Annotated in this window: 9 protein-coding genes and 2 riboswitches; of the genes, 8 read left to right on the forward strand and 1 reads right to left on the reverse strand. The window is 60.8% G+C overall.

The features are described 5' to 3' along the window. Positions 1–333: 333 nt before the first annotated feature. Positions 334–429: riboswitch (SAM riboswitch) on the forward strand. A 6-nt stretch (positions 430–435) separates the two neighbouring features. Beyond that, positions 436–1773, forward strand: a complete 1338-nt coding sequence (locus KUF55_RS01090; RefSeq protein WP_218817733.1) for an acyl-CoA dehydrogenase family protein — start codon at positions 436–438, stop codon at positions 1771–1773. Positions 1774–1852: 79 nt separating this feature from the next. Beyond that, positions 1853–3256: an LLM class flavin-dependent oxidoreductase gene (locus KUF55_RS01095; RefSeq protein WP_218817734.1), complete on the forward strand. Its 1404-nt coding sequence runs from the start codon at positions 1853–1855 to the stop codon at positions 3254–3256. A gap of 73 nt (positions 3257–3329) precedes the next feature. Here the strand turns inward: KUF55_RS01095 and KUF55_RS01100 are convergent, their stop codons facing one another. Continuing rightward, positions 3330–3980, reverse strand: coding sequence for a DUF1345 domain-containing protein (locus KUF55_RS01100; protein ID WP_255557216.1), 651 nt, complete (start codon positions 3978–3980; stop codon positions 3330–3332). A gap of 329 nt (positions 3981–4309) precedes the next feature. Continuing rightward, a riboswitch (SAM riboswitch) is annotated at positions 4310–4405 on the forward strand. A gap of 106 nt (positions 4406–4511) precedes the next feature. Between KUF55_RS01100 and KUF55_RS01105 the strand changes: the two genes are divergently transcribed. Genes KUF55_RS01105 through KUF55_RS01130 form a run of 6 tightly spaced genes read left to right on the forward strand, consistent with a single transcriptional unit; the run spans position 4512 to position 12413 of the window. Beyond that, entirely contained in the window at positions 4512–6170 is a 1659-nt protein-coding gene (locus KUF55_RS01105) for an ABC transporter substrate-binding protein (protein WP_218817735.1), read from the forward strand. 6 nt (positions 6171–6176) lie between these two features. Beyond that, positions 6177–7136, forward strand: coding sequence for an ABC transporter permease (locus KUF55_RS01110; protein WP_168151996.1), 960 nt, complete (start codon positions 6177–6179; stop codon positions 7134–7136). A gap of 19 nt (positions 7137–7155) precedes the next feature. Continuing rightward, a complete protein-coding gene (locus KUF55_RS01115) occupies positions 7156–8061 on the forward strand; it encodes an ABC transporter permease (RefSeq protein ID WP_218817736.1) in 906 nt (301 codons plus the stop codon). Positions 8062–8075: 14 nt separating this feature from the next. After that, positions 8076–9713, forward strand: coding sequence for an ABC transporter ATP-binding protein (locus KUF55_RS01120; RefSeq protein WP_218817737.1), 1638 nt, complete (start codon positions 8076–8078; stop codon positions 9711–9713). Between the two features lie 45 nt (positions 9714–9758). Next, the gene (locus KUF55_RS01125) at positions 9759–10994 is read left to right on the forward strand and encodes an acyl-CoA dehydrogenase family protein (RefSeq protein ID WP_168151994.1); all 1236 of its coding nucleotides are present in this window, start codon (positions 9759–9761) and stop codon (positions 10992–10994) included. After that, positions 10995–12413, forward strand: a complete 1419-nt coding sequence (locus KUF55_RS01130) for an NtaA/DmoA family FMN-dependent monooxygenase (RefSeq protein ID WP_218817738.1) — start codon at positions 10995–10997, stop codon at positions 12411–12413. It abuts the gene before it with no gap. The last annotated feature ends 61 nt before the right edge of the window (positions 12414–12474 follow it).

The raw sequence follows: 12474 nt of genomic DNA on the forward strand, positions 1-12474 counted from the left end.
TTGCGCATCGAAGAAACTTCTATGTATTCGACCTATCTCGAATATTTCATGCTTGTTGTGGGTGCCCGTTCTGCGGGTAGGGATCGCTGCCTCGTTTCGCAGTAGGTCCTGCCCTGCGGCGATTGTCCCACTGGTTGTCTGCCGTGAGGGTCACCAGGCAGCGCGCCATGTTGCACCAACATCGAATCGAACGAATCGGCAGAAGAATGATCAGCCTCCGACTATTGCCCTGACGCGACTTAGTCCGATGGCGTCACCGGGCTGTGACGCAGGCTTCATTTGTGACGTCGTGGGTTGTTTGCGTTGCCCGAAAGCGTGTAGAAATATGACCAACAACCATCCAGAGCGGCCGAGAGATCTGGCTCTATGACGCCGCAGCAACCCCTCCCCTTAATTGGGCGGTAGGTGCTCACGCCAGACCGATGGAGAGATTTCATGGCTGCCGATTCCTTTACGCATGCATTAGACATCGAGACCGACCCCAACATCTTTGGTGCCGTCAATCTCGACTCGTTCACCGGCACCACCCCGGCTCGCCACCTGCTGAAGCTGACCCCGGGCGTTCCGCGCGATGAACACTACGACGAACTTGCTGCGGTCTTCCGTCCGATCTTCGCCAAGATTGCGGCCGGGGCCAGCGAGCGTGATGCCAGCCGAACCCTTCCCTTTGAGCCGGTTGGCTGGTTAAACAGGGTCCGCTTCGGAGCCCTGCGCATCCCCGCCAACCAGGGTGGCTACGGCGCCAGTGTCTCGGACTTGTTCCGCCTGCTCATCGAGCTGGCCGAAGCAGACTCGCAGGTCGCCCACCTCTGGCGTTCTCACATTGGTTTCGTCGAGGCGGTTCTGCACCTTGAAGATGATGCCTTGCGTCACCGCTGGGTCGAGAGGATCGTTGCCGGACAGATCGTCGGCAACGCCTACACCGAACGCGGCGGCAATCGTCTGGGAACACTGAACACCAAGGTGTCCCAACAAGGTGAACGATGGATCCTCAACGGCGAAAAATATTACTGCACCGGCACCATCTATGCCGATTGGGTGGCCGTCGCGGTATCCCACCCCACTCGTGCGGGGCGCCAAATCGCCGTGGTCTCCACCCAGCATTCAGGGGTGAAGATCTTTGATGATTGGGACGGTTTTGGTCAGCAGCTCACCGGCACCGGATCAACGACATTCGAAAATGTCCCGGTTGATACCTTCCTGCCGGAAGAGCAGCAGATCAATGACCCGGAATCTGCGATTTTCCAGCTCGTCCTTCTTGCCGTGCAGGCTGGCATCACCCGTGCGGTGCTCAACGATGTCCGCTCCGCGGTGCAGGCGCGCACCCGCAGCTTCAGCACCGGAACCGGAGTTCCGGTGCGCGATGAGCCTCAGGTGCTGCAGCTGGTGGGAGAGATTTCTGGCACCGCATTTGCCGTTGATTCCATTGTTCTGGCCGCCGTCGCCGAGATCGAGGTGGCCCTGGCCGACCCCTCGCTAAGCGCGGCGGAGCGCTTTGCCGTGTGTGAACTCTCCGCGGACCGGGCCCAGTCCGTGGTTCAACCGCTGGTGCTCGGAGCAGCCAGCAAGCTCTTTGACGGCCTGGGCGCATCAGCCACCGCGAAGAGCTGCAATTTAGACCGGCACTGGCGCAATGCCCGCACCGTGGCGACCCACAACCCAGCGATCTACAAATCCCGCATCATTGGCGATTACGAGGTTAACGGGACGGCCCCACAGCAGCTGAATGCCATCGGCGATGTGGGACAGCACAAGACGACCGACAACGTATAAACCTCGGCTAAACCCCGCCAACTTTACGCTCCGCATAGCCGCGGACTTAGACATTTCCCACACCTCGCGAAGGATCACCATGAGCACCACTCCTGCCCCCCGCAAAATCCGCTTTAACGCCTTCGACATGAACTGCGTGGGACATCAGTCCCCGGGATTGTGGAAGCACCCCAAGGACCAGTCCGCACGCTACAAGGACCTGTCCTACTGGACAGATTTGGCGAAGACGCTGGAAAAGGGCAAGTTTGACGGGATCTTCATCGCCGATGTGTTGGGCACCTACGACGTATTCGGCGGCTCCAACGAAGTCCCGTTGCGTGCCGGCACCCAGGTTCCGGTCAACGATCCGTTCATGCTGGTCTCGGCCATGGCCTCGGTGACCGAGAACCTCAGCTTCGGCGTCACGGCCGGCACCGCCTACGAGCACCCCTACCCGTTCGCCCGTCGTCTGGCGACCCTTGATCACCTGACCAAGGGTCGTGTCGGCTGGAACGTGGTCACCGGATACCTGCCCTCCGCGGCACGGAACATGGGCCAGGAAGACCAGCTGGAGCACGACGAACGCTACAACCACGCCGATGAGTACCTGGAAGTTGTTTACAAACTCCTCGAGGGCTCCTGGGAAGAGGACGCGGTGGTGAAAGACGTCGAGCGCGGCATCTTCACCGACCCGTCCAAGGTGCACGAGATCAAGCACGAGGGCAAGTACTTTAAGGTCCCCGGCATTGCCATCACCGAGCCCAGCCCGCAGCGCACCCCGGTCGTTTTCCAGGCGGGAACCTCTTCGCGTGGCCTGAAGTTTGCCTCGGAGAACGCCGAAGCAGTCTTCGTCACCTGCCCCACCAAGGAAATGCTCAAGGCGACGGTCACTAAGATCCGTGACGCCGTTGAGGCCGCAGGACGTGGCCGCCACGACGTGCGCATCTACGCCATGCAGACCATCATCACCGACGTGGATTCTGCCGCCGCGCAGGCAAAGTTCGAAGACTACAAGTCCTACGCCGACATCGACGGCGCCCTGGCGCTGATCTCCGGCTGGATGGGCGTCGATCTCTCCACCTACGGTCCCGACGACGTTATTGGCGCCAACGTGAAGTCCAACGCCATCCAGTCCTCCGTCGCGATGTTCCAGAAGGCCAGCGGCGACGAAGGCAACCCGTGGACGATTCGCCAGCTGGCCGAATGGGTGGGTGTTGGCGGCTTCGGCCCCGTCACCATCGGTTCGCCCACCGAGGTGGCCGACAAACTCATCGACTGGGTGGAAGACACCGACGTGGACGGCTTCAACCTGGCCTATGCCATCACCCCGGGCACCTTCGAAGACGTTGTCGAGTTCATCGTTCCCGAGCTTCAGGCCCGCGGCGCCTACCCGACCGAATACGTTGAGGGCACACTGCGTAACAAACTCTTCGGCAAGGGCGACCGTGTCCAGGACTCGCACCGTGCGGCGAACTACCGCTTCGACAACGCCAAGGTTAGCTAGCTTAAAGTCGTAACGCCGTCCTAAAGGCTCCGGTGGTGGTTCGCCCGCGAGGGTGGGCCACCACCGGAGCCGGTTAAGCGGCCAGACTGACCACCAGGTTGATGGTGGTCGCCACGATGCCCGTGCCAAAGAGGAACGCAAGGAGACTGTGGCGGAGCACCGCCGAGCGCATCTCTCGCGTGGTGATGTTGGTATCGGAGACCTGATAGGTCATCCCGACGCTGAAGGCCATGTAAGCGATATCCGTGTACTGCGGTAGTTCGACCTGATTAAATCCGATGCCACCGGGAACTCCGCCGTAGTAGATCTTCGCGTAGCGCAGCGTATACAGGGTGTGCACCATGAGCCACGAGGAAGCGGTGCACACCAGCGCCAGCAGGGCCAAGAGCAGCCGTGCGGATCCGGAGACGTCTTTTCCGCCAGCAATCACCATGACAACGGCGGCTAGAGAACCAATGGCCGCGGCCAAAATCAGTAGGTCGGTCGTCTGGAACCCCGGATCTTCTTCTTGGGCGTGCTCGGCGGTTCTGCTGGAGTCCATCGGAGCGATGCTGATCCACACCGACGCGTTGTAAATTAGGGCGGCAACACTCCAGCCGATGGCCGGGGCATAGGCCCAATGACCCAGAAGGCCACTGAGCGTTGCCGCGGCGCCGCCGCCGAGGAGCATCCCCAGTACGCGCAAACGCCGATGTTTGGTTCGCAGTGTCCGTATTTCCGCCATGAGGCGATCATCCCACGTCGGCGAGCCCGCGGGCCGGCGAATTTCAGGGTGAATAGGGTCGAGAGTGCTGACTGCGGGGGTTATGATTGCAGATTTCCACGCCCCAGACTGGTTCTTCTTCGTGCATTATCCACATGACGCGGTGATGACACAAGCATTTAAAAATTGCTGCTTCACAATCGGTCTTGTGACGATTGGTGACGCATTTCAGCCATCAAATCATGATTTTGCGTCCTTTTGTTTCACGTGTGGCGGTCAAATCTTGGTCGTATCGAAGAATCTGCGACACACTTGAATCGTTCGGGAACGACTAACGGTCAACCATGAACACACCATCCAGAGCGGCTGAGAGACCTGGCTCGTTGACGCCGCAGCAACCACTTCCTTATGACGGAGGCCGGTGCTACCGCCAGGACCGATGGAGATAGCCAACTCTGCGCCGGTCCACCGAATACCGCCACCTAACAGGTAAGGGTTCGAATGATCAGCCATGCCGCGGCATTCCTCGGGTACACCGAGAGGGAATGAACAATGGGCAACAACAATCCACCCACAAAGCACAGGATTCGCGCGCGCTTCGGCGTGAAAGTGCTAACCGTCCTTTCCGTCGCCACCTTGGCACTAAGCGCGTGTGGCTCCGGGGCGCAGACGCCGGTCAATGCCGCACCAACGGGCAGCAGCGAGCCGGTTCAGGGCGGAACTTTCGTTTACGCCGAGGTCACTCCCATCAACAACTGGCAAACACAGGCGGCCCGGTTTTACGAGAAGTCCAACGTGCTCAATAGTGTCTTGGACCGCCTAACGTACTTTGACGCGGAATCGGGGAAACTCGTTGGCTGGATAGCGTCGAAGTTCACGGCCAACAAGGACCAGACCGAGTTCACGTTCACGGTTCGTGACGGCGTGAGCTTTTCGGACGGTACCCAGCTAGATGCGGCAGCGGTCAAGACTAACCTTGACGCGCTCGGCTTGGGAGTCAAGGCAGCCCAGATCGCTCCAAACGTCGACTTCTCCGCGTTCAAGTCCGCAGAGGTTGTGGGAAAGAATCAGGTCAAGGTCACACTCAAGAGTCCGGACGCGAATTTTCTGCGGGCCACCTCGTCCGTGACCTCAGGACTTGTTTCCCCAGCCACGCTCAAGCTGGACAACGCCGGGCAATCCGCAATTTCCAAGCTCGTGGGCTCGGGTCCATTCGTCTTCGAGTCGGAGAAAACCGATGAAGAAGTCACCTTCGCCAAGCGGACCGACTACAAATGGGCACCTGAGACCGCTGAAAATCAGGGCGCTGCATACCTGGACAAGCTGGTGGTGAAGTACCTGCCCGAGGTCTCAAACCGCGCCGGCGCAGTGCAGACGGGCCAAGTTGATCTGGCCCGTGGCCTGCAGCCCGTTGACGAGATAGCGCTGAAGGACAGCGGCAACCAAGTGCTGCCGGCCAAGGGCATCGATCTGACCACCAACATGGCCGCTGTGCGGATTGGGAGCGAAAAGCTCTCCGACCCCACGGTTCGCCAGGCACTCCAGGTGGGCATCGACCGCCAGTCGATCAAAGACACGGTTTTGTCCGACAGCTATGTGGTTGCCGGCTCGGTACTGAACCACGAAGCCCCCGGCTTTGTTGATCTGTCGGCCGACCTCGCCTACGACCCTGAAAAGTCAAAGGCACTGCTGGACGCCGCGGGTTGGACCGTCAGTGCCGACGGCGTGCGGGAAAAGGACGGGGTCAGGCTCGAAATCACCGTCACGAGCTCGAACAATTCCGTGGTGATTAAGCCGGCCTTTGAGCTGATCGAACAGCAGTGGCGTGAAATCGGCGTCAAGCTCATCAACCGTGCCGCCGACAACACGTTCCTGGCCACCGCGATGATCGATCCGAACAACGAGCTCTTCGGAACCCGCCAGTTTGCCTACGGTGGATTGGGCCCGGTCTTCGGCCCGGCGAACAACACCCAGACTTTGAATGCCGACGCGGAGCTTAACGCGCTGTTTGCCAAGGAACGTGCCGCCACCACCGAGGCGGCACACACCAAGCTAGTTGAAGAGGAACAGCGCCAGTTGGTCAGCGAAAAGGCCTTGTCGCTTGTCCTTTGGGACGAGGTTCAGGTCTACGGCGGCAACGCCGGTGCACACGTCGAATTCACCTCTGGCACCGCCCCAATTTTCCAGGGTGCCTGGAAGACCGGAAAGTAGTCACCCATGGCCGCCTATATCGCGCGACGTATCGGACAGGCGCTTCTGGTCATCTGGCTTGCCTACACCTTGGTTTTTCTGGCCGTGCAGCTGTTGCCAAATGACCCGGTAACGATCTTCCTTTCCGCGGACGCGGCGGCCAACCCGGAAACCATTGCTGCCATGAAGGCGCAATACGGCTACGATCAGCCCCTGCTAGTGCAGTACTTCAATCAGCTGACCGGTCTTTTCCGGGGCGACTTTGGGTACTCGCTGGCGTCGGGACAGCCCGTGTCGGAACGCATCGGTTCGGTGGCTTCTTCGACCTTGGTGCTCGCGTCCAGCGCATTTGTTGCAGCTGTGGCACTCGCTGTGTTGTTGGTGGCTTCAGCCACACTGGTCCGCCAGTCGTGGCTGAAGCGCTTCATCATCAATTTGCCGCCGCTATTCGCTGCGGTTCCGGTATTTTGGCTGGGACTGGTGCTCCTACAGCTGCTCTCGATCCAGCTGGGAATCATGTCCCTCTTCCCCGATGGTTCCTTTGCCTCCATTGCGGTCCCGGTGCTTGTCCTGGCGATCCACATCTCGGCGCCAATCGCTCAAGTGCTGCTTAAGAGCGTCGACAACGTTCATGCCCAACCCTTTGTGGATGTGTTGCGTGCCAAGGGGGCCTCGCCATCGTGGATCTTCTTCCGTCACACCTTAAAAAATGCGGCTGCGCCGGCGATGACTATCAGCGGCATCACCGTGGGGACGCTTTTGGCAGGGTCGGTCATCACCGAGACCGTCTTCGCCCGTTCGGGCCTCGGTCAGGTCGTGCTGCAGGCAGTGACTGCGCAGGATGTTGCCCTGGTCCAGGGGATGGTTCTGCTGACGGCCACAGCATTCGTCCTCGTCAATCTCGTTGTTGATTTGCTCTACCCGCTATTGGATCCACGAATCCTCAAGAGTGGAACGCACGGGGCACCGCGTGCACTCGTTGCCTAGGCTTGAACGGAGAACACCCATGAGCATCAAACTAGAGGAACCGTTGCTGCAGACGCTGGGCGGCGGGGCGGATTCCGGCCCAAATCAGGGAACAGCGCAAGGCCCCGCAGCGAAGCCTAAGCAACGTGCCATTCGCTCGGTCTCGTTCTGGTTGACGTGCGCGCCGTTGATCGTGGTCGTCGGGTGGGCGCTCTTTCCCTCCTTGTTTAGCGGCTATGACCCGATCAGCGGTGTTCCTGCCCAAAAGTTCCAGGGGCCGGGGCTCGAACACTGGTTTGGGACCGACCATCTGGGGCGTGACGTCTTCGCCCGCGTCGTGCATGGAACCAGCCAAACGTTGCTGACCGCCGGACTGGCCGTGTGCATCGGGCTGGTGGTGGGCACCGGACTGGGCCTACTGGCTGCGACGGCTGGACGCGCCGCCGATGCCGTCACTATGCGCCTGATTGATGTCCTTTTGGCCGTGCCGGGATTCTTGATTTCGCTGATTATCGTCACCGCGTATGCCCCTGGACCGATTTCCCTGGGTGTCGGCGTTGGCATTGCCTCGATTGCCTCGTTCGCCCGGGTGGTCCGGTCGGAGGTCCTGCGTGTTCGGAGCCTTGACTATGTCGAGGCGGCCTTCATGAACGGCGGAACCTACTGGTCTGTGGTCTTCAAACACATCCTGCCAAACTCCTGCGGCCCGGTTCTGGCCCTCTTGGCCGTGGACCTGGGGGTGGCCATCCTGGCAATCTCGGGGCTCGGTTTCCTGGGCTTCGGATCCCCACCACCGACCCCGGAATGGGGCCTGCTCATCGCGGAGGGTCGACAATACTTGGCCTCCGCCTGGTGGCTCACGACTCTTCCGGGCATAGTCATCGTCTTGGTGGTCGTCCTGCTGGCAGGCCTCGGGCGCCAGCTCCATAAAATCTTCCGTTTCTAGTCAAGGGGAATAGCATGAGCACCATCGCCTCGGCATCCGCGTTGCTGGACATCAGCGGACTCAGCATTACTTATGGCCACGGTGACGAAGCAGTCGTCGCGGCCCTGAACATCGATTTGACACTCAAACCCGGGGAGATCGTTGCCTTGGTCGGTGAATCCGGTTCGGGCAAATCCACGCTTTCCAAGGCCATCATCGGATTGCTACCCCAGTCCGCGCGAATCCTAGGTGGCAGCATCAATCTTGCCGGCGAGAACCTGCTGTCCCGTTCCGAGAGAGAACTGGCATCGATCCGCGGTCGACGCATCGGCATGGTCCCACAAGATCCGGGGGCTTCGCTGGACCCCGTGAAGACCGTGGGTTCTCAGATTTCTGAAGTTTTCCGCCTGCACCCGCAGGGGCACAAGCTCTCCAGGGTTGAATTGCGCGCCGAAGTCATCCGGCTACTGGAATTGGTCGGGATCGACACCCCGGAACAACGCATCTCCCAATACCCGCATGAGCTTTCCGGCGGACTGAAGCAACGGGTGCTCATTGCGATTGCCTTTGCCCTGAAACCTGAGCTGCTGATTGCCGACGAGCCCACCTCCGCCTTGGATGTTACGGTCCAACAGACCGTCTTGGAGGTCTTCACTAAGCTGGCGCGCGAGCTCGGAACCGCTGTCATTTTCGTGACCCACGACCTTGCCGTCGCCACCGACATCGCCGACCGCATTGTGGTCATGCAACATGGACAGATCCGTGAGGACCGCCCGGTGCTTGAGATTCTGCGGTCTCCCGAAGATGCTTACACGAGGATGCTGCTCACCGAGGCCACGGCCTCGGGCGACGCGTCCCGAATCGCCACTGGCTTGGGCGCCATCACCGTCCCAGCCATCGAAGTGGCTGGGCTTACACAGATCTACGGCAGGGGCAAGACTGAACGCGCGGCGGTGGACGAGGTGTCATTTGCGGTGCGCCCCGGCACAACGTTCTCCTTGGTGGGGGAATCCGGATCCGGAAAATCCACGACGGCCCGGATGATCATGCGGTTGCTGGAGCCCACCGCTGGAACCGTGAAGATCCACGGACAAGACGTTACCCACGCGCGCGGGATTGACAAGCGCGAGCTGTGGCGCAGCCTGCAATTGGTGTATCAAAACCCGGATTCGGCTCTGGACCCGCGCTATTCAGTCTCCCGAATCATCAGCGAGCCGCTGGAGAACTACAAGGTGGGCAGCAAGGCCGAACGCAGGCTGCGAGTTGCCGAGCTGCTGGACGCGGTCAACCTGCCCACCCGCATGGCCGCGCTGGGCGCCAGGGAACTCTCCGGCGGACAGCGCCAACGCGTTGCCATTGCCCGGGCATTGGCCCTGGGCGCCAAGACGCTGGTGCTCGATGAGGCCCTGTCCGCGCTCGACGTGTTGACCCAGGCTCAGATCTTGGCGCTCTTGGAGGACCTGCAGGTCAATCAGGGGCTGTCCTACCTTTTCATTTCCCATGACCTACACGTGGTCGAGCGTATTTCCCATGATGTGGGAGTCATGCGCCAGGGCCGGCTGGTCGAGGTCGGGACGGCCACACAGGTTCTGAACAATCCCACCAGCGAATACACCCGGCTCCTGCTGGATTCAAACCCCGGGGCGCTGCTGCGCGAAATGGCAACGAACTAGGTCTTGGTCAATATTTTTGGATCTCATGAAGGTGGAGGAAGACAAATGACTGCAACGTACCTGAAGGAACGCACCGACGAAGCCCGTTACGCCGAGCTGAGTGCACGCTTTGCCCCGGTATTTGGGCGTATTGCCGAAGGAACCGTGGAACGGGAGAGCAACCACGTTTTGCCCTTTGAACCGGTGAAATGGCTCAAGGAAGCGGGTTTCACTACGCTGCGTGTCCCGGTGTCCCACGGTGGGGATCCGGTCAGTCACGAGCATCTTTTCCGACTCATCGTGGAACTCTCTGCAGCCGACTCCAACGTCGGGCATTTGTTGCGCTCGCATTTTTCCTTCGTCGAAACCATCAACCTGCAGCCCGAGGAATTCCGGCTGCGTTGGTTCCCGCGGGTGCTGGCTGGGGAGATCTTTGGCAATGCGGCCACGGAAAAGGGCGGCAACGCACTGGGCACCACCAACACCAAGCTCCGTGAGGAGAACGGCCAATGGCTGCTAAAGGGGGAGAAGTACTACACCACCGGGTCGATCTTTGCCGACTGGGTAGTGGTCATGGCCAGCACCGAGGGCGTTGAAGGCCGCCAGTACGCCATCGTTCGCGCCGACGATCCACTGGTCCGGATCATTGACGACTGGGATGGTTTTGGTCAGCCGCTCACGGGAACCGGCACCGCGATCTTCGACGATGTGGTGGTCGATTTCGCCGACATCATTCAGCGCAAGGTTTCCTCCACGCTTGAGCCGGCGTTCTTCCAACTGGCGTTGTTGAGCGTGCTGGCAGGAATCGGCCGTGCCGCACTGGCGGATGCAGCACTGTTGGTACGCGAGCGCACCCGCACCTTCAACACCGGTTCGGGGGATCTGTTCCGCAACGACCCGTTGATCCAGGAAAAAGTTGGGCGCATCGCAGCGGCCGTCTACGCCGCCGACTCGATCGTCTTCGCCGCTGCCCGAGACCTAGACGCCGCGGTGGATCCGGCCCTGGGCCTGGATCCAACCGCTGCCTTCATACGCGCCGAGATCGCTGTCCAGCAAGCGCACGTGAGTGTCCCAAAATTGGTGCTCGATGCGACCAGCGAACTGTTTGACGTTACCGGCGCATCCTCCGTTTCACGGGGCAAGTCCCTGGACCGGCACTGGCGCAACGCCCGTACCGTTGCCACCCACAATCCGGTGGCCTTCAAGGCACGCTCGGTGGGCGACTACTACATCAACGGCACCATTCCCACCGGGCTGCACTCCATCGGGGACGCCAAGGATTCGACATTGGAGAACAAATAAATGGGTACCTTTGACGTGCGGCCCCGGCTGCTGCTGAGCGCATTCCTGATGAATACCCCGAGCCACATCCTGGGTGGACAGTGGCGGCACCCCGAGGCCCAGCAGCACCGCTTCAACGAGCTCAAGCTCTGGGTGGACTTGGCAAAGCAGCTCGAGGACGCCAAGTTCGACAACATGTTCTTTGCCGACGTGGTGGGTCTGTATGGCAACCATGAAGGTGGCTGGGCATCGATGGTTCGCAAGGGCATGCAGGTTCCCTCGCATGACCCGTTGGTGTTGCTCTCCGCCCTTGCCGCGACCACCAGCGAAATCGGACTGGCGATGACCAGCTCGGTGGTACAGGCCGCGCCGTTCCAGTTCGCGCGTCAGCTCTCCACCCTTGACCACCTCTCCAACGGCCGTGTCGCGTGGAACATCGTGACCAGCGTGCTAGAGAACTCGCACCGGAATTTCGGGGCCGCGGGGCTGACCGCCCACGACGACCGCTACGACTGGGCCGAAGAATACGTGGAGGCCACCTACAAATTGTGGGAGGGCTCATGGGAAGACGATGCGGTCCTGGCCGACAAAGAATCCGGAATTTTTGCCGATCCGGCCAAGATCAACAAGATCCACCACCAGGGCAAGCGATACTCCATCGAAGGCCCGCACTTGGCCCTGCCAAGCCCGCAGCGCACGCCGTTCCTTTTCCAGGCAGGTTCCTCCGCACGCGGCAAGCAATTCGCTGCCGAGCACGCGGAGGCGACCTTCCTCTTTGCCCCGCATCCGGAGTACGTGGCCAAGCAAGTGGGCAAGATCCGCGAGCTTGAGGCGGCTGCAGGGCGTGCCGTGGGAGATGTCAAGGTCTTCGCAGGACTCTCCTTCGTCGTCGGCAGCACCGAGGAAGAAGCCAAACGCAAGGAAGCCGAGTACGACGAGTACCTCGATCTGGATGCAATCGTTGCCCACATTGGTGGCGGAATCGGGATCGACCTTGGCGGGCTGGATCTTGACACACCGCTGGGCGACGTTCAGACCGAGGGCGCTCGCGGCGTCCTCGAGGCGGCCATCGCCTCGGTGCCCGGCGGCAAGCCAACCATCGGCGACCTCGCCCGCTACCGAGCCAAGGCGCAGCAGATCTCCGGCACCCCGGAACAGATTGTGGACCAGATCGAAGACTGGCAAGATGCGGGCATGGACGGGCTGAACATCATGAACCAGATCCTTCCCGGCTCATACTCCGACTTCATCGAGGGGATCTTGCCCGAACTGCACAAGCGCGGCTTGGCGCAAACCGAGTACACCCCGGGAACCCTGCGCGAAAAGGTCTTCGGGCGTGGTCCACGCCTTGAAAGTAGCCATCCGGCCGCGAAGTTTCGGGGGGCTTTTGCGGAACACTCAGCAGCAAAGAGCGAGCTGCCGCTTCAGCCCGCGCGCTAGAGCACAGCGGGCGGCTGCGCGGCAGCGGGGGATTAGGAAGGGCCATTGGCCGTTCCTAATC

Origin of the sequence: Paeniglutamicibacter sp. Y32M11 (genome assembly GCF_019285735.1) — a bacterium.
Classification (GTDB): domain Bacteria; phylum Actinomycetota; class Actinomycetes; order Actinomycetales; family Micrococcaceae; genus Paeniglutamicibacter.